This window comes from Pseudomonas sp. 10-1B, assembly GCF_000935045.1.
Taxonomy (GTDB): Bacteria; Pseudomonadota; Gammaproteobacteria; order Pseudomonadales; family Pseudomonadaceae; genus Aquipseudomonas.
Genome location: NZ_JYKS01000008.1, coordinates 76208 through 94658, shown reverse-complemented (window position 1 = coordinate 94658; position 18451 = coordinate 76208). Strand labels below are relative to the sequence as shown.

Below are 18451 nucleotides of genomic sequence, written 5' to 3'. Positions count from 1 at the left end.
GCGGTAACGAGCTACTGGGTGATCAGCTTGTTGCGAACAAGAAACTCGTTGGCGACCTTCTCGATGGACTCCCGACCAACGTCCACCCGAGCGTTGAGAGCGGCAATGCTGTCGCTGTCGATGCTGGCGGAAAGTCGGTTGAGCAGAGGCGCAACCTTTGGGTTCTGGTCGAGAAAGGCGGTCCGCGCGACCGGGGTCAGTGCGTAACTAGGGAAGAACCCCTTGTCATCCTCGAGAATGACGAAGCCGAAAGCCGAAACCCGACCATCCGTTGACAGTACCAGCGATACGTCGGCCTGGCCCTGTCGCAACGCCAGATAGGTCAGTCCCCCATCCATGCGCATCACATCGTTGCGCTCGAATTTGAAACCGTATCGCTCCTGCAGGGGTTGAAGGCCGTCGTGCCGCGAATAGAATTCGGCGTTGCAAGCGAACTTTAGATGCTCGCCGTCGTTGACCTTCGAAGCCAAGTCAGAAATCGAGACGATGCCCTTGGCTTCTGCCTCTGTCTTCCTCATGGCGAATGCATAGGTGTTGTTCGCCTTCGAGGGCTCCAACCAGGTGAGCCCCTTAGCGGCGTCCAGCCGTTTGACCCGCTCATAGGTCTGCTGAGCATCCAGCTTCTCCTTGATCTTGTTGTAGATGATCAGCGAGGTCCCGGTGTACTCCCAGTAGATGTCCACTTGTCCGTTTTCCTGAGCAGCTCGCAGCACCGTCGAGCCTAGGTCGGAACGCTTATCTACCGTCATTCCATTGCTTCTCAACAGTTGAGTAGTCATCTCTGATATCAACTGCTGTTCGGTGAATTTCTTGCCGCCTACCACCACGGGCTCAGCAGCAAGACTTGCCCCTGCCAGGAAGGTCATGAAGGCGAAGACGATTGCTCGTGCGGTCATGGAACACCTGTTCTTGTCGTTGTGGGTCATGGCCTAACGTGCCGCCAGACGCAGGCCACGGGAAACCGAGACGTGCTGCACCAGCCCGCAGAGCATATCGACCAGCATGGCCAGGCCAGCGGTTGCGATGGCGCCTGCCAGCATCATCCCGTAGTCATTGAGATCGATACCGGTGAAGATCAACTCACCCAAGCCACCGCCACCTACAAGGAAGGCAAGGGGCGCGGTACCGACGTTGATTGCCAGAGCCGTGCGCAGGCCGGCGAAGATCACGACCATGGCGTTCGGGATTTCGACCTTGAAAAGAATCTGCCTCGGCGTCATACCCACGGCTTCTGCTGCTTCCAGCAAATGCCGCGGAACAGCGCGAAGGCCTTCATAGGTGTTTACCGTGATCGGCAGGATCGTAGCGACCCAAAGTGCAAAAATCGCCGCAGGCGCGCCGACACCTACCCATGTCATCGCCAGCGCCAGCAACGCCAGCTTGGGAACCGCCTGGCCAATGTTGAGCACCTGCATGGCGGCTAGTGCGTGACGCTGGTTATGAGGCCGGCTCATCCATATGCCTACCGGTACAGCGATGATGATCGCCAGAACGCTACTCACTGCCACGATGTGAAGATGCTGAACGGACAGATAAATGATCTCGCCCCAGTAGGCCTGAAGCCATTCCATCATTTTGTCGAGGCTGTTCATCGAGTCACCGCCGTCGTGTTGTCAACCAGGCGCGCAAGAATGTCGCGCTGATGGATGAAGCCCAGGAACTGACCTTGGCGATCCTTGCATACAGCCCACTCGCGACCTTGGCCGAGCAGTTGGCACAGCACCTGGCGCAGATCATCGCTTGGTAGAACGGTGATTGGGGTATAGGAAGATGTCCCTACGGAATCGCCGACGACCTGGATGTGTTCTTGAGGCGGCGTCTGGGTTGCGATATCCGACGCTTGCAACAGGCGCAGCCGTTTCATGATCCGGTCGCCACCCATGAAGTTGGCGACGAAATCGCTGACAGGCCGGGCGAGCAGGTCGTCAGGAGTACCGAACTGCTCTACCCTTCCGGCGTTGAAAAGGGCGACACAGTCAGCCATTTTTACCGCTTCGTCGATGTCATGGCTGACGAACAGTACCGTCTTGCCCACTTGGCGCTGAATGCGCATGAACTCGTCCTGGATCGTGTCGCGGTTGATCGGGTCAATCGCGCCGAAAGGCTCGTCCATCAGCATCACGGGCGGATCTGCAGCCAGTGCGCGAGCCACACCGATGCGCTGTTGTTGCCCACCGGAAAGCTCGCAGGGGAAACGCTTGGCGAACTTGGAAGGCTCCAGAGCGACGACCTCCAAAAGCTCGGCAGCACGCTTCCGGCTCTTGGTCTTGTCCCACCCGAGCAGGTCAGGTACGACGCAGATGTTGTCCTCGACCGTCATGTTGGGAAACAGACCTACCTGCTGGATCACGTAGCCGATCGAGCGGCGCAACGTTACTGTGTCCAACTCAGCGGTGTCCCGGCCACCAATCAACACTTTGCCGGAAGTCGGCGGAATCAAGCGGTTGATCATTTTCAGTGTCGTGGTCTTGCCACAGCCGGATGGGCCAAGCAGCACGCAGATCTGGCCTTCCGGAACGGTGAAGGAGACATCTTCTACTGCCGTGATATTCCCGAACTTCTTATTCAAATTATCGATCTGGATCACAATGTCGTTTCCTTCAGGCGGAGGTTGTTGAGCTTGATGACACCCTTGGGGGTCAGCGCACGCTGGAGAAGGGACAGCGCGTAGTCGGCAGCGACGGCGATGACGCTGATCAGGATCGCCCCCGCGATAAGCTGGCGAGTGTCGGACTGGGCAATGCCCCGTACGATCAGGCTTCCCAGCCCTCCAGCGCCGATGTAGGCCGCAATCGCCGCGATGCCAATGTTGATCACCGTGGCTACCCGTACGCCTGCCATGATCAATGGCGTGGCCAGCGGCAATTCGACCTTCCACAACCGCTGCCACGACGACATGCCCATCCCCCGCGCAGCCTCACGCAGGGATGGTTCGACATTGGAAATAGCGGTATGTGTGTTACGGATGATCGGCAGTTGCGAGTAGAGGAACAGCGCGATGATCGCAGGGACCATACCGATGCCCTGCCCCCATATCGACAGCACCGGGATCATCAGGCCGAACAGCGCGGCGGAGGGAATGGTCATCAGCATCGCGGCAAAGGTCAGGATCCAGCGACCGGAGCGAGGATGCTGGGAGACGAAGATCCCTAGTGGTACGCCTGTCAGGATGGCAAGGCCAACGGCCATGAAGACGATGTAGAGGTGCTGCCCAAGCAGGTGAGCAATCAACTCCAGATTTGATGTAATGAAACTTAACGTTTCCATTGTTCTTGTGCCTTTCTCCGCAGGATTGTTATTCGCCGGTTCATCTGGGAGTGGATGCCGGTATTGCAGAAAACAGTAACGCCCACAGGCCGTGATCCTGAGATCAAGGTTCGACGATCTCTGTCATAAGTTCGACATTTCGCTGCTCTATGGAGAAGCATGGGTAGCTGCGGCAACGCCGGGTGGGTCATACCTTCCCGGCCTCATATCAAGGACGGTAGACAGGCGCATAGCTTCGCCACCACTGAGCACCAGAACCAGCGTCCCTACTGGGCTTGTGGCACATAGGCGGGGCTTGACCCAGGACGCTGCGTGAGTTTTCCGGAATATCAGGACAAGCTTTTATGATTAAAGCGCAAGCGCCTGGTCAGATCGTTGTATCACTATCAAACTTTCGACGCTCTTCGCCAGGGCTGCAACCCCACGCTTTACGATAGGCGCTGCCCAGGTGCGAAGCGGAAACAAAGCCGCATGAGTAGGCGACCGAGGCAATCGACTTGCTGCTTTCACGCAACAACCGGCGGGCTTCGGACAGCCGAAGTTCCAGATAGAAGCGCTGCGGCGTCATACCGAAATGCTGATGCCAAAGACGTTCGAGCTGCCGCTGGGAAACATTACACCGCTCAGCGACTGCTTCGATGCTGATGACATGCTCGAAATTGTCTTCCATGTGGCCAATGGCAGCGGTGATACGCCGATCATGGACGCCGAAACGCCACTGAATCGACATGCGCTGATGTTCCTCTGGCCCCCGTATGCGGGCATGCAAAAACTGCTCGGCAACAGCTGCAGCCAGCTTTCCCCCGTAATCCACAGAGATTTGTGCCAGCATCAGGTCAATCGCAGCAGTCCCTCCAGCGCATGTCCAGCGATTGTCATGGTTCACATACAATTCGCGGGTTACCTCGATGCCAGGGAATTCCTCGGCAAATTCGTGGATGGACTCCCAATGCAGTGTGCATTTTCGGCCCTCCAGCAGCCCGGCCCGAGCGAGAATGAAGGTCCCCGTGCTAAAGGCGCCCACCGTCTTGCCCTGGGCGGCGGCACGCTGCAGAAAACGGAGCATTTTCGGTGGCCGCAGGTGTTCGATGTCGAGACTGGCGAGCACGAACACCCGGTCCAGCGTATCGACCTCATCCAGCGCATAGGTGTTGATCTCGAAACCACTGCTGGAGCTGACTGTCCCGCCTGTTTCGGAGAGTAGCTGCCACTGATAAAGCGATTTGCCAGCCAGCCGATTGGCGGCTCGCAGAGGTTCACTCGCACCCGCCAACGCCATCATCGAAAACTGCGGAAGGATCAGCAGGCCGATCCGTTTGCACTCTTCGGTGGGTTTGGCGATTTGAACCATTACGGTACTCCAGGCAGATAGGCATCAGGACCACGGCCGGACCCGGCATGTCGTCAGGATACTGGAGTGGCTTGAGTTTGGCGTAGTGAAGCAGGTGAATGAGGGAGTGGCGAGGACCCCGAGCAGGCCCTCGCCAGGGGGCAGGCTTACAGATGCTGGCGGACAGCTTCATCGATGTTCTGGATGATGGCCTGGAACACGGGGTGGCTTGCCTCGTTCTGCTGACCGTGTTGCATATCGGAAATCACCAACACACCATCACCGGCATCGCCTGGGTAACGTTTGTACAGACGCTCGGACTCTGCTGGCATGTGCAGCGAGTTTTTCGCACCGTGGATGATCAGTGCAGGCGGGAAGCCACTTGCGCCTTCAATGGACTGCTCAGGATCGAAGGCAACGTACGAGGTGTAGGATTTGGCGCTTACCCAGGCGCAACCCGGCCAGCGATCGGCCCCGCCCGCTTCGGTATAGGCACCCAATTGCTCGTCTACGTATTGTTGGGTGGCTGGATCCAGCGGGTAGTAACCAAGGCGCGTAGCCTCGGTACCGGTGTCGAACGGCGCAATCGCAGCGTCCGGGCTCAGTGCCTTGATGCCCGCGTCAGCAGACTTGGCGTCGGCACGCAGGGCTTGCAAGGTACGGATGCTGGTGTAACTCATCGGTACCCAGAATTTCACTTGCTCACCGTTGCCACGTGCCAGTTCGGCGATCGCTGCCAGGCTTGCCACCGAACCCATCGCCCACGACGCGACTACCGGCATCTGACCAAACTCATTGCGCACCCAGGCGACCGCGCCAAGCACTTCGTCTTTCTGATCTTCGAGGCTGACATTAGTCACGATTTTGCCGTCGACCTGCGCGGTATTACGTACCGCTTTGTTGTTGAAGAAGCCTGCCACATCGTAGGTCATCACACGGTAGCCGCGAGCGGCCAGGGCACGGCCAAACAGCTGACCGTACATGGACACCCCCCCGGTGAAGCCGGAGTTGAATACCACGGGCGGCAGATTGGAGTCAGGGTTCGCCGGCTCGAAAACCGTACCGTTGAGGCTGAGCTTTTCGCCGCCAAAATTAACGTCGAACTTGATTTCGCGAGTGCAGATAGAGCTCATTTTTTCACCTGGTGGCCTGATGGCTTATTGGTTGGGAAAACAATGGAAGCCGCGCCGTGAAGCAGATCATCAGCGGTAGCGGTGCAGTATTCGGAGGCGGCATGTGCCAGTCGGCGGACGAAATCGAACGCGCCTACCGGGTCGAAAAGATCGCTGTAAGCATTACCCTGCTGGTCAGCGCCCACATGCGGGGCATCGCTGGCCTGCAGCAACAGTTTGTCTGCCCCCAGAGCATCGAGGATGCGCGTCACGAATGGCGCCACTTGGGCAATGTCAGCGGATGTGCGGTATCCCGGCCCCTTGAACCAGACGTTGCCGCGCTCGCGCGCAGCCTCGAGAAGCGCCAGGAAGGCGGCGTCTTGTGCACCTTTTTCCACATGGCAGGTGCCCAGATGGTCGATGACGACGCGGACCTGTGGCGGAATCTGGCGGAGTACGCGCAGGTTGGTCTCGGCTGAACGGGCGTAGACATGCACATGCTGGTGCGCGGCCAGGCGTTCGTAGAGGGCCGTCCAAGGCGGAGTGCAGTAGGCAGCCGGCGCCACACTCTGCGGCGGCGCATCATGCAGAACGATGCGAACCCCAATGACCTGTGGATGACCAAGCCGATGTTCATTGGCGTAATCAGGGTCGGCCTTGATCGTACCCACCAGACGGATATGGTCATACTTGCCGGGGTGCGCGATTTGCAACTGAGCGAGTTCATCAAATGACGAAAACACATTCGCGGAGTCTGGAAGAATGCTCAAATGAACATTATTCAGAAGTACAGGTTTCAGCCCGCTGGACTCCAGCATGGCGAGATAATCAACCAGCGGATTAGCATCAGGCAGTGCGTAAGGAAGATCACTCCCGAGAACAGTGAGATCTTCTTCTGTGAAGAAGTGCACATGGCTGTCTATCAATGCGTTGTTATTGTTCATGGGCAGGTTTCCCGTTGGCGTGCAGACACGATATGGGCAAACCCTGCCTGACACCTCTCGCCAACCCGACGACTGCTATCAAAAGTTCGACATCGCGCTTTCCTCCTTGTGAACCCCTGCACGTGAAAGATGGCCGGCTGTTCGTGCCTGCGCACCCCGCCCTCGGCACTCGGCGAAAAAATGACAGAGGATGTCGATTCCTTGATTCAGGCTCGGGCAGCGCTGATTCGACTATTCAAGCGAGGCTCTGACACCCCAATGCAGGGTATCTCGCCGTTGCCAACCACCAACGCCGCCTGACCTTTCAGGTCGTGCGTCATAACTTCAATAAAATGCAGGTATGGCCAATGCTCGATAAACCTTCAATTTGCAGCCAAACTGGCTCGCAAAAGAATGGACTTGTTCACGCCAGTGAAACTGCCACAGTAAAAATCTCCAGTGCTGCCGCGATAGCATTCTTGCTGAGCGGCCCTGCTTGGGCGGGGCAATCCGAGACCGCGGGCTTTATAAAGGACAGCAGCCTTTCCATCCTCGCCAAAAACTATTATTTCAATACCGACAGAGCCGGTGGCCGAAGTAACCAGAAAGATTGGACCCAGGCCTTCATTGCCACTTATGAGTCAGGCTTTACCCAAGGCTTTATCGGGGTGGGCGTGGATGCATTCGCTTACTGGGGCATCAAACTGGATGCCGGAAGCGGTCGCACCGGCACCGGGAACCTCCCGGTCGGCGATGACGGTGATCCGGACGATGAATATGCACGCGCCGGAGGGGCGGTGAAGGCGCGCATTTCCAACACAGTCTTGCGCTATGGCCAGATGTCGCCGAGCGCACCGGTGTTCGCGCAAAGTGTCAGCCGGCTGATGCCGCAAACTGCTACGGGCTTCCATCTATCGAGCAATGAAATCGACCACCTCGCATTGGAGGCCGGGCACTTCACGTCTGGCACTGACCAGGTCAACACCAACCGGGATGGCGAGCTTTGGGCAACCTACGCCCTGGTGACCACGCCTGCCGTCGATTATGCCGGTGCACGTTACAAGGCGACCGACAATCTAAGCCTCGCCGCCTATGGCAGCCGATTCGAGGACATCTGGAACCAGTACTACATCAATGCAAATTACATAGTGCCTCTGTCAAGCGCTCAGGCTTTGACATTTGACTTCAACTTGTACCGCACCACGGACAACGGCAATGCCAAGGCCGGCACGATCGACACCACCGCGGCAGGCATCCAGGCAGCCTACAAATTTGCGGCACATACGCTGTCCCTGGCCTATCAGCAAGTAGCCGGAGACCAGCCATTCGATTATGTGGGCTTTGGCGATACAGGCCGGAGCGGAGGCTCGATTTTCTTGCCTAACTCCGTGCAGTACTCCGATTTCAATGGGCCTGGGGAAAAGTCCTGGCAGCTTCGCTACGACCTCAATATGACTGGGTATGGCATACCCGGGCTGACGCTCATGATCCGACACCTGCGTGGCCAGGACATCGACGGTACTCATGTCATTCAAGGCGCCTACGCCAACAAGTACGGAGATGACGACAAGGAATTCGAGACCGATGCCGAAGCACGCTATGTCGTGCAGAGCGGTCCTGCCAAAGACCTGTCAATGCGGCTGCGCCTGGCCTGGCATCGTGGAGACGCCAGCACCGGTGGGGATCAGGACCAGGTGCGGGTGATCACTGAATATCCATTTGACATCTTCTAGCCGACCTCAGAGGCAGGACGGACTCTCCATTCCAATACCGCTGGCTACCTAACCAGAGGCAAACAGCCATGTATTGATTTAAATACACCGTATCGAAATCAATACATGGCTCTGCGAACGCGCCTGCACAAGGGTTTGATCCTCAAACCCTTTTTTATACCCAGCCTGCTGTAGCGTTTTCATTCCACAAAAAACATCAAATAATCGCAAAAAACACATAACTAACTGATTTTTATAGATTTTTAATTACTGGCCACATTTTTGCTAGGGGAATCCCAACCCCAAGAGCGCGGAGCCACCGCGTCCAACGCCCTGCTTCCCGAGGATTCCCCATGAGCGAGTTGCGTTTCACTGAAGATCACGAATGGCTGCGTGTCGAAGCCGATGGCAGCGTCACCGTGGGCATCACTGCCTACGCCCAGAACGCCCTTGGCGATGTGGTCTATGTGCAACTGCCAGAGCTGCAGCAGTACGACAAAGGCGCCGAAGCCTCCACCGTGGAATCGGTGAAAGCCGCCAGCGGCGTGTACATGCCCCTGGCCGGTGAAGTGGTCGCCGTCAACGAAGCCCTCAACGACAGCCCCGAGCTGGTCAACGAAGACCCGCTGGGCGAAGGCTGGTTCTTCCGCTTCAACCCGGCCGACATGAGCGAAGTCACTGCCCTGCTCGACCAGGACGCCTATGACCGCCTGCTCAAAGCCAACGACGACGCCTGAGGAACCCCGCCATGACCATCAACCTCGGCACCGCCAACGAATTCATCGCCCGCCACATCGGCCCGCGCGCCGCTGACGAGCAGGCCATGCTCGCCGCTCTCGGCTTCGACTCGCTGGAAGCCATGACCGCCGCGGTCATTCCCGACAGCATCAAGGGCACCAGCGTGCTCGGTTCGCACGACGGCCAGAGCGAAGCCGATGCGCTCGCCGCGCTCAAGGCCATCGCCGGCAAGAACCAACTGTTCAAAAGCTACATCGGCCAGGGCTACTACAACACCCACACTCCGGCACCGATCCTGCGCAACCTGCTGGAAAACCCGGCCTGGTACACCGCCTACACCCCGTACCAGCCAGAAATTTCCCAGGGCCGCCTGGAAGCGCTGCTCAACTTCCAGACCCTGATCAGCGACCTGACCGGCTTGCCGATCGCCAACGCATCCTTGCTCGACGAAGCCACCGCTGCAGCCGAGGCCATGACCTTCTGCAAGCGCCTGTCGAAGAACAAGGCCAGCCACACCTTCTTCGCCTCGGTGCACTGCCACCCGCAAACCCTCGACGTGCTGCGCACCCGTGCCGAGCCGCTGGGTATCGAAGTGGTGGTCGGCGACGAGCGCGAGCTGGGCGATGTCAGTGCCTTCTTCGGCGCCCTGCTGCAATACCCGGCCAGCAATGGCGAAGTGTTCGATTACCGCGAAGTGGTGCAACGCTTCCACGCCGCCAACGCCCTGGTCGCCGTGGCCGCCGACCTGCTGGCCCTGACCCTGCTGACCCCGCCGGGTGAGTTCGACGCCGACGTGGCCATCGGCAGCGCCCAGCGCTTCGGCGTGCCACTGGGCTTCGGTGGCCCGCACGCCGCCTACTTCGCAACCCGTGACGCGTTCAAGCGCGACATGCCGGGCCGCCTGGTCGGCGTGTCGATCGACCGCTTCGGCAAGACCGCCCTGCGCCTGGCCATGCAAACCCGCGAGCAGCACATCCGCCGCGAAAAGGCCACCAGCAACATCTGCACCGCCCAGGTGCTGCTGGCCAACATCGCCAGCATGTTCGCCGTGTACCACGGCCCGGCCGGCCTCAAGCGCATCGCCGAGCGCACCCATGCGCTGACCGCGATCCTGGCCGCCGGCCTGAAGGCGCTGGGTGTACAGGTAGTCGGCGCCAGCGCCTTCGACACCCTGACCCTGGCCACCGGCACTGCCACCGCCAGCCTGCATGACAAGGCCCGCGCCCAAGGCATCAACCTGCGCCAGGTCGACGCCGCCCACCTGGGCCTGTCGCTGGACGAAACCAGCAGCCAGGCTGACGTCGAGTCGCTGTGGCAGCTATTCGCTGGCGACCAGGCACAACCTGACTTCGCCGCCCTGGCCGCCAGCAGCGGTTCGTTGCTGCCGGCCACCCTGCTGCGCCAGTCGGCCATCCTCGAACACCCGGTGTTCAACCGCTACCACAGCGAAACCGAGCTGATGCGCTACCTGCGCCGCCTGGCCGACAAGGACCTGGCGCTGGACCGCAGCATGATCCCGCTGGGCTCGTGCACCATGAAGCTGAACGCCGCCAGCGAAATGATCCCGGTCACCTGGGCCGAGTTCGGCAACCTGCACCCGTTCGCCCCGGCCGAGCAGAGCCAGGGCTACCTGCAGATGACCAGCGAGCTGGAAGCCATGCTGTGCGCCGCCACCGGCTACGACGCCGTGTCGCTGCAGCCCAACGCCGGCTCCCAGGGCGAATACGCCGGCCTCCTGGCCATCCGCGCCTACCACCGCAGCCGTGGCGAAGGCCACCGCGACATCTGCCTGATCCCGTCTTCGGCGCATGGCACCAACCCGGCGACCGCGCACATGGCCGGCATGCGCGTGGTGGTCACCGCCTGTGACGCCCGTGGCAACGTCGATGTCGAGGACCTGCGCGCCAAGGCCATCGAGCACCGCGAGCGCCTGGCCGCGATCATGATCACCTACCCGTCGACCCACGGCGTGTTCGAGGAAGCGATCGGCGAAATCTGCGCGATCATCCATGACAACGGTGGCCAGGTGTACATCGACGGCGCCAACATGAACGCCATGGTCGGCCTGTGCGCCCCGGGCAAGTTCGGCGGCGACGTTTCCCACCTGAACCTGCACAAGACCTTCTGCATCCCGCACGGCGGTGGCGGCCCGGGCGTCGGCCCGATCGGCGTCAAGTCGCACCTGGCACCGTTCCTGCCGGGCCATGCCCAGCTGGAAAACACCGAGGGTGCGGTGTGCGCCGCGCCGTTCGGCAGCGCCAGCATCCTGCCGATCACCTGGATGTACATCCGCATGATGGGCGGTGCCGGCCTCAAGCGTGCCTCGCAGATGGCGATCCTCAACGCCAACTACATCGCCCGTCGCCTGGAAGAGCACTATCCTGTTCTGTATACCGGCGGCAATGGCCTGGTGGCCCACGAGTGCATCCTCGACCTGCGCCCGCTGAAGGACACCAGTGGCATCAGTGTCGACGACGTGGCCAAGCGCCTGATCGACTTCGGCTTCCACGCCCCGACCATGTCCTTCCCGGTGGCCGGCACGCTGATGATCGAACCGACCGAAAGCGAGTCCAAGGAAGAACTGGACCGCTTCTGCGACGCGATGATCCAGATCCGCGAAGAAATTCGCGCGGTCGAGAACGGTAGCCTGGACAAGGACGACAACCCGCTGAAGAACGCCCCGCACACCGCGGCCGAGCTGGTTGGCGAATGGGCCCATGGCTACAGCCGCGAGCAAGCGGTGTACCCGCTGCCGAGCCTGGTGGAAGGCAAGTACTGGCCGCCGGTCGGCCGGGTCGACAACGTGTTCGGCGACCGCAACCTGGTGTGCGCCTGCCCGTCGATCGAGAGCTATCAGGACGCCTGATAGCCCTCGGGCCCGCTACCTGACTTGAGGTGTGGACCTCTGTAGGAGCGGGTTTACCCGCGAATGCGATATTGGCTTCACCGTCGCATTCGCGGGTAAACCCGCTCCTACACAGGCCCTCGCCAACCTGAAGAGCCGGTTTGGAGGTCACCATGTCACTGAGCGTCTTCGACCTGTTCAAGATCGGCATCGGCCCCTCCAGTTCCCACACGGTCGGCCCGATGCGCGCCGCCGCGCGTTTCGCCGAAGGGCTGCGCCGTGATGGCCTGCTTGCCCGCACCGCCAGCGTCAAGGCCGAGCTGTATGGCTCGCTGGGCGCCACCGGCAAGGGCCATGGCAGTGACAAGGCCGTGCTGCTGGGCCTTGAAGGCGAACACCCCGACCTTATCGATACCAACAGCATCCCCGACCGCCTGCAGGCGATCCGCGACAGCGGCCGCATCAACCTGCTGGGCGAGCACAGCATTGCGTTCAGTGAAAAGCAGCATCTGGCGATGATCCGCAAGCCACTGGACTACCACCCCAACGGCATGATCTTCCGCGCCTTCGACGACGCCGGCCTGCAAATCCGCAGCCGCGAGTACTACTCGGTGGGCGGCGGTTTCGTGGTCGACGAAGACGCCGCCGGCCACGACCGCATCGTCGAGGACAGCACAGCACTGGCCTACCCGTTCAAGACCGCCAAGGAACTGCTCGGCCACTGCACCACGCAAAACCTTACGGTCAGCCAGGTAATGCTGGCCAACGAGGCGGCCTGGCGCCCAGAGGCAGAAACCCGCGCAGGGCTGCTGCGCATCTGGCAAGTGATGCAGGATTGCGTCGAAGCCGGCTGCCAGCATGAAGGCATCCTGCCGGGCGGGCTCAAGGTCAAACGCCGTGCGCCCGCGCTGTACCGCCAGTTGAGCCGCCACCCGGAGGCCAGCCTGCGCGATGCCCTTTCGGTACTCGACTGGGTCAACCTCTACGCCCTGGCGGTGAACGAAGAAAATGCCTACGGCGGCCGTGTGGTCACCGCGCCCACCAACGGCGCGGCGGGCATCGTCCCGGCGGTGCTGCACTACTACATGCGCTTCGTACCGGGTGCCAGCGAGGACGGGGTGGTGCGTTTTCTTCTCACCGCCGCGGCGATCGGCATCCTGTACAAGGAAAACGCCTCCATCTCCGGTGCCGAAGTAGGCTGCCAGGGCGAGGTTGGCGTGGCCTGCTCAATGGCCGCCGGGGCGCTGTGCGAAGTGATGGGCGGCACCGTGCAGCAGGTGGAAAACGCCGCCGAAATCGGCATGGAACACAACCTGGGCCTGACCTGCGACCCGATCGGCGGGCTGGTCCAGGTGCCTTGCATCGAGCGCAACGCCATGGGCTCGGTGAAGGCGATCAACGCGGTGCGCATGGCCTTGCGCGGCGACGGGCAGCACTACGTGTCGCTCGACAAGGTCATCCGCACCATGCGCCAGACCGGCGCCGACATGAAAAGCAAGTACAAAGAGACCGCCCGTGGCGGCCTGGCCGTCAACATCATCGAATGTTGACCCGACAACAACAGCAAGGAGTCACCGATGTCCGAAACACTGCTCAAGACCCCACTGCACGCCCTGCACCTGGAACTGGGTGCGCGCATGGTGCCGTTCGCCGGCTACGACATGCCGGTGCAGTACCCGCTGGGCGTGCTCAAGGAACACCTGCACACCCGCGAGCAGGCCGGCCTGTTCGATGTCTCGCACATGGGCCAGATCATCCTGCGCGGCAGCGACGCCGCCAAGGCCCTGGAAAGCCTGGTGCCGGTGGATATCATCGACCTGCCAGTAGGTATGCAGCGCTATGCCATGTTCACCAATGAGCAAGGCGGCATCCTCGACGACCTGATGGTTGCCAACCTGGGCGACGATACCCTGTTCCTGGTGGTCAACGCCGCCTGCAAGGACCAGGACCTGGCCCACCTGCAAGCGCACATCGGCAGCCGTTGCGATGTGCAGCCGCTGTTCGAGCAACGCGCCCTGCTGGCCCTGCAAGGCCCGGCGGCAGTCAAGGTGCTGGAGCGCCTGGCCCCGGAAGTGGCCGGCATGACCTTCATGCAGTTCCGCCCGGTGAAACTGCTGGGTGAAGACTGCTATGTCAGCCGCTCGGGTTATACCGGCGAAGACGGCTACGAGATCTCGGTACCGGTCGACGCTGCCGAAGCCCTGGCCCGCCGCCTGCTGGCCGAGCCTGAAGTACAGCCGATCGGCCTGGGTGCGCGCGACTCACTGCGCCTGGAAGCCGGCCTGTGCCTGTATGGCCACGACATGAACACCGAAACCACCCCGGTCGAAGCCAGCCTGCTGTGGGCCATTTCCAAGGTACGCCGCGCCGATGGCGCGCGTGCCGCTGGTTTCCCTGGCGCCGAGGCCATCTTCGCCCACCAGCGTGATGGCGTGGCGCGTAAACGCGTCGGCCTGTTGCCGCAGGAGCGTACGCCGGTACGTGAAGGCGCGGATATTGTCGATGCTGCTGATAAACCGGTAGGCAAAGTCTGCAGCGGTGGCTTTGGCCCCACACTCGGCGCACCTGTTGCAATGGGTTATATCGATAGCGAACATGCCGCACTCGACACCCCATTGTTTGCCGTGGTGCGTGGCAAGAAGGTTGCCTTGAAGGTCAGCAAAATGCCTTTCGTGGCGCAACGTTACTACCGTGGCTGAAACTGCTTTGTGAAGGTTGTGGGCAGGTTCGACATATTCGTTTTCGAACCTGCCCAATAACTTTTGAACATGGCGCCAGGCCAGGCGCCATGCCGTTTCCGACAAATCGGTCGGTTATCGGCAAACGGCCGATTTTCCATACGACCAAGGGCTTGTTTTTCTCTCGGGAGTTGGCGTAGAGTCACTGCACTGTGTTTGCATGGGTCGCAACAGTTCGTGACCTGGGCCAGTAGCCGCAATTTGCTACAACCCGTTTGGCGTCTCTTACTTTCCTGCAACCCAGCCCAGTAATCTTTTGCTTACTAATAAATGCAAAAGAAACTGTCATCAAAATTCAAGCTTCATAGGAAATAAGACAATGGCTGAGCGTCAGAACGGTACCGTCAAGTGGTTCAATGACGAAAAAGGTTACGGCTTCATCACCCCAGAAAGCGGTCCGGATCTGTTCGTGCACTTCCGCGCTATCGAAGGCAACGGCTTCAAGAGCCTGAAAGAAGGCCAGAAGGTCACCTTCGAAGCGGTCCAGGGCCAGAAAGGCATGCAGGCTGACAAAGTTCAGGTCGCTGGCTAAGCCGAACCCGACTTCGAGAAAAGCCCCTGCCAAGTGCAGGGGCTTTTTTTTGCCCGTAGAATAGCGGCTTCGTCTTTTGGAGCCGTCCTGCATGTCCAAGCCTCTGCTCACACCCCAGGGTGATTTTCCGCCGGTCGGCCTGGGCCGGCGCCTGGCGGCGATGTTCTATGACTTCTTGCTGTGCACGGCGCTGCTGATCGTCACCGCTGGTGCCTACAAGATGATCCAGATGGCGATCATCGGCGAAGCACGCATGCGCGAGCTGACCGAGGCCGGAGCACTGGATGGCGACCCGCTGCTGTCGACGGTGTTGCTGTTCGCCCTGTTCGGCTTCTTTGCCAAGTTCTGGACCCATGGCGGGCAGACCCTGGGCATGCAGGTGTGGGGCGTACGGGTGCAGAATGCCGATGGCTCGGCGATCAGCCTGTGGCAGGCGCTGTTGCGCTTTGTGGTGTCGATTGCTTCGTGGTTGTGCCTGGGGCTGGGTTTTTTCTGGACGTTGATCGACAAGCGCAAGCGGAGCTGGCATGACATCTACTCGGAAAGCCAACTGGTGCGGGTGCCGAAGCAGAAGAAATGAGCCAAGGATTTTTGTTGCCTGTGCCGGCCTCTTCGCGGGCTCGCCCGCTCCCACAGGGATCGCACCAGTCTTGATGCCTGGGATAAGACACATTGGGGCTGCTTTGCAGCCCATCGCAGGCAAGCCAGCTCCCACAGGGACTGCGCAAAGCTTGAGATCTGCGCGGTACCTGTGGGAGCCCGGCTTGCCGGCGATGGGCCGCAAAGCGGCCCCAATCGCTTAACTGACCGACATTAACCCTGAGGTCGGCTTTTTTGTGCAGCTCAGGCCACTAGCCCGCCCGGCGCAACAACCAAACCCCCGCCAGCGCACAGATGCCAGCCGGAATCACCACCGCCAGCAGCGGCGGGAAGCCGAACACCTGGCTCGATGGCCCCAGCAGGTCCTGGGCGATGCGGAACACGAAGCCCACCAGCACACCGGTGAACACGCGCTGGCCAAGGGTCACCGAACGCAGCGGGCCGAAGATGAAGGAAATCGCCATCAGTACCAGTGCCGCGGTTACCATCGGCTGCAGCACCTTGGTCCAGAACGCCAGCCAGTAACGGGCATTGTTCAGGCCCTGGTCGGACAGGTAGTGGATGTAGTCCCACAGCCCGGTGATGGACAGCGACTCCGGTGCCAGGATCACGGTATTGAGCAGTTGCGGGGTGAGCGAAACGTCCCAGCGCTGCTGCGGCGCGCTCACCACTTCGGTATGGTCGCCACGGAAGAAGGTGGTGCGCACGTCGCTGAGCATCCAGTGGTCGTCCTGGTATTGCGCGCGGCGGGCGAAGCTCGAGGTGACGATCTTGCGCTCGCTGTCGAAGCTGTAGCGGGTCACGCCCAGCAGCAGGCCGTTGGGCTGCACGGCGTTGATGTGCACGAACTCCTCGCCCTGGCGGTGCCACATGCCACGCTTGGAGCTCTGCGCCTCACCACCGCCCTGGGCCAGGGAACGGTCGGCCTGGGCCTTGTTCTCGGTCACCGGCGCCACGTACTCGCCGATCAACAGGCCGACCAGCATCAGCACCAGCATCGGCTTCATCACCGCCCAGACGATGCGGCCGATGGAAACCCCGGCGGCACGCATGATGGTCAGCTCGCTGCTGCTGGCCAGGCTGCCCAGGCCGATCAGGCAGCCGATCAACGCCGCCATCGGCAGCATTTCGTACAGGCGCCGTGGCGCGGTCAGCAGGACGAAGTTACCCGCCTCCATCACCGTGTAGGTGTCGCTCAGGTCGCTCATCTCATCGATGAAGGCGAACAGCGAGGCCAGGCCGAGGATGATCCCCAGCACGGCCAGGATGGCCAGCAGCACGCTCTGGCCAATGTAGCGGTCGAGCTTACCCATGGGCCACCTCCGCACGGCGGGCGGCACGCTTGAGGCGCAGCGGCTCCCAGTACATCAGGCCCAGGCCGATCAGCAGGAACAGGCCGTGGACCCACCACATGCCCAGGGCGATCGGCAGTTTGCCCTTCTCGAGGGCGCCGCGTACGGAAATCAGCATTGTCAGGTAGGCCATGTACAGGAGAATTGCCGGCAGCAGCTTGAGGAAGCGGCCTTGGCGCGGGTTGACCCGTGACAGCGGCACCGCCAGCAGGGTGACGACGAACACCAGGATCGGCAGCGACAGCCGCCATTGCAGCTCGGCGCGCTCACGCAGGCCCTTCTGGCCGATCAGTTGCGAGGTGGGGATGGCTTCGCGCTCGGTCACTTCCTCGCTGACTTCCGGCTTGGGCAGCAGCACACCGTAGGTGTCGTACTTGATGGCGCGGTAATCGGCCTGGCCCGGGTTGCCGTCGTAACGGTAGCCGTTTTCCAGCACCAGGTAGCGGTTGCCGTCGGCCTGGATTTCCTGGTGGCCTTTTTCCGCGACCAGCACCGAGGGGGCACGGTCCTTGGTCTTGTCCTGGTTGAAGCGCTTCTCGGAGATGAACACCCCGGCCAGGTTGATGCGGTCGTCGGACAGCTCTTCGGTGTAGGTCACCCGCGAACCGTCACGCAGGGTCTGGAAGCGGCCCGGCACCAGGGTGTCGAACTCGGTCAGGGCGTCCTGTTGGGCGATGATCTGCTGCACCTGGGCAACGCCCAGCGGCGCCAGGCTCAGGCTCAGCCAGGCCACCAGCAAGGCGACCAGGGCAGCCGGCGCCATGGTCAGGCCCAGCAGGCGCTGCTGGCTCATGCCGGTGGCCGACAGTACGGTCATCTCGCTTTCCAGGTACAGACGCCCGTAAGCCAGGAGAATGCCGAGGAACAGCCCCAGGGGCAGGATCAGTTGCAGGAAGCCCGGCAGGCGGAAGCCCATGATCAGGAACAGCACGCTCGGGTCGAGCACGCCCTGGGCAGCCTGGGCCAGGTACTTGATGAAACGCCCGCTCATGATGATCACCAGCAGCACGGCGCTGACGGCGCTCAAGGTCACCAGGACCTCGCGGGACAGATAACGAAAGACGATCAAACCAGACACTCCTGGGTTGTCAGGGCGGACTGCCAATCAATGGCGCCAAACAATGACTTAGTACATCCAAGACCAATGCCGGTTCGCCAAAGGCGAACCTCCATGTAAAGTGCGCGCATTATCCTGTGATTGACCGCCCCTGTCACTTGGCCGCGCATGAAGGCGCACAACGGGGTTGTCAGCACGCTTGCCGCAGGCTCAAACTGGCAGCTTTTCCGCTGGCGCGCGACGAC

Annotated in this window: 16 protein-coding genes; 7 read left to right on the top strand and 9 right to left on the bottom strand. The window is 61.0% G+C overall.

The features are described 5' to 3' along the window. Window positions 1-11: 11 nt before the first annotated feature. The 7 genes from TZ03_RS07105 to TZ03_RS07075 all read right to left on the bottom strand — a co-directional run bounded on the left by TZ03_RS07105 (window position 12) and on the right by TZ03_RS07075 (window position 6653). Complete coding sequence (locus TZ03_RS07105) at window positions 12-926, bottom strand: glycine betaine ABC transporter substrate-binding protein (protein WP_236692779.1); 915 nt, start codon at window positions 924-926, stop codon at window positions 12-14. A 3-nt stretch (window positions 927-929) separates the two neighbouring features. Beyond that, a complete protein-coding gene (locus TZ03_RS07100; RefSeq protein ID WP_051096635.1) occupies window positions 930-1592 on the bottom strand; it encodes an ABC transporter permease in 663 nt (220 codons plus the stop codon). After that, the gene (locus TZ03_RS07095; protein ID WP_051096634.1) at window positions 1589-2587 is read right to left on the bottom strand and encodes an ABC transporter ATP-binding protein; all 999 of its coding nucleotides are present in this window, start codon (window positions 2585-2587) and stop codon (window positions 1589-1591) included. Before TZ03_RS07095 ends, TZ03_RS07100 begins: the two co-directional genes overlap by 4 nt. Next, the gene (locus tag TZ03_RS07090) at window positions 2584-3267 is read right to left on the bottom strand and encodes an ABC transporter permease (protein WP_051096633.1); all 684 of its coding nucleotides are present in this window, start codon (window positions 3265-3267) and stop codon (window positions 2584-2586) included. Before TZ03_RS07090 ends, TZ03_RS07095 begins: the two co-directional genes overlap by 4 nt. A 367-nt stretch (window positions 3268-3634) precedes the next feature. Continuing rightward, entirely contained in the window at window positions 3635-4618 is a 984-nt protein-coding gene (locus tag TZ03_RS07085; RefSeq protein WP_051096632.1) for a GlxA family transcriptional regulator, read from the bottom strand. A gap of 146 nt (window positions 4619-4764) precedes the next feature. Next, window positions 4765-5730, bottom strand: a complete 966-nt coding sequence (locus TZ03_RS07080) for an alpha/beta fold hydrolase (protein WP_051096631.1) — start codon at window positions 5728-5730, stop codon at window positions 4765-4767. Further along, window positions 5727-6653 (bottom strand): amidohydrolase family protein, encoded by a 927-nt coding sequence (locus tag TZ03_RS07075; RefSeq protein WP_082056559.1) that lies wholly within the window; start codon window positions 6651-6653, stop codon window positions 5727-5729. The genes TZ03_RS07080 and TZ03_RS07075 overlap by 4 nt, the downstream gene beginning before the upstream one ends. Window positions 6654-7000: 347 nt before the next feature. Here TZ03_RS07075 and TZ03_RS07070 point away from each other — a divergent pair, with 347 nt between their 5' ends. The 7 genes from TZ03_RS07070 to TZ03_RS07040 all read left to right on the top strand — a co-directional run bounded on the left by TZ03_RS07070 (window position 7001) and on the right by TZ03_RS07040 (window position 15777). After that, entirely contained in the window at window positions 7001-8365 is a 1365-nt protein-coding gene (locus TZ03_RS07070) for an OprD family porin (RefSeq protein WP_082056558.1), read from the top strand. Between the two features lie 332 nt (window positions 8366-8697). Beyond that, window positions 8698-9081, top strand: a complete 384-nt coding sequence (gcvH, locus tag TZ03_RS07065; RefSeq protein ID WP_051096630.1) for a glycine cleavage system protein GcvH — start codon at window positions 8698-8700, stop codon at window positions 9079-9081. Between the two features lie 11 nt (window positions 9082-9092). Next, the gene (gene gcvP, locus TZ03_RS07060) at window positions 9093-11948 is read left to right on the top strand and encodes an aminomethyl-transferring glycine dehydrogenase (protein ID WP_051096629.1); all 2856 of its coding nucleotides are present in this window, start codon (window positions 9093-9095) and stop codon (window positions 11946-11948) included. 152 nt (window positions 11949-12100) lie between these two features. Continuing rightward, entirely contained in the window at window positions 12101-13477 is a 1377-nt protein-coding gene (locus TZ03_RS07055) for an L-serine ammonia-lyase (RefSeq protein WP_051096628.1), read from the top strand. Window positions 13478-13504: 27 nt separating this feature from the next. Continuing rightward, window positions 13505-14626: a glycine cleavage system aminomethyltransferase GcvT gene (gene gcvT, locus TZ03_RS07050; RefSeq protein ID WP_051096627.1), complete on the top strand. Its 1122-nt coding sequence runs from the start codon at window positions 13505-13507 to the stop codon at window positions 14624-14626. A gap of 358 nt (window positions 14627-14984) precedes the next feature. Continuing rightward, a complete protein-coding gene (locus tag TZ03_RS07045; protein ID WP_003257941.1) occupies window positions 14985-15197 on the top strand; it encodes a cold-shock protein in 213 nt (70 codons plus the stop codon). Between the two features lie 91 nt (window positions 15198-15288). Then, entirely contained in the window at window positions 15289-15777 is a 489-nt protein-coding gene (locus TZ03_RS07040; RefSeq protein WP_051096626.1) for an RDD family protein, read from the top strand. 271 nt (window positions 15778-16048) lie between these two features. Here TZ03_RS07040 and lptG read toward each other — a convergent pair whose 3' ends face one another. Together lptG and lptF are read right to left on the bottom strand one after the other, a co-directional pair. After that, complete coding sequence (gene lptG / locus TZ03_RS07035) at window positions 16049-17110, bottom strand: LPS export ABC transporter permease LptG (protein WP_051096625.1); 1062 nt, start codon at window positions 17108-17110, stop codon at window positions 16049-16051. Beyond that, on the bottom strand, window positions 17103-18218 hold the full coding sequence (gene lptF, locus TZ03_RS07030; protein ID WP_051096624.1) for an LPS export ABC transporter permease LptF: 1116 nt from the start codon (window positions 18216-18218) through the stop codon (window positions 17103-17105). Before lptF ends, lptG begins: the two co-directional genes overlap by 8 nt. Window positions 18219-18451: the final 233 nt, after the last annotated feature.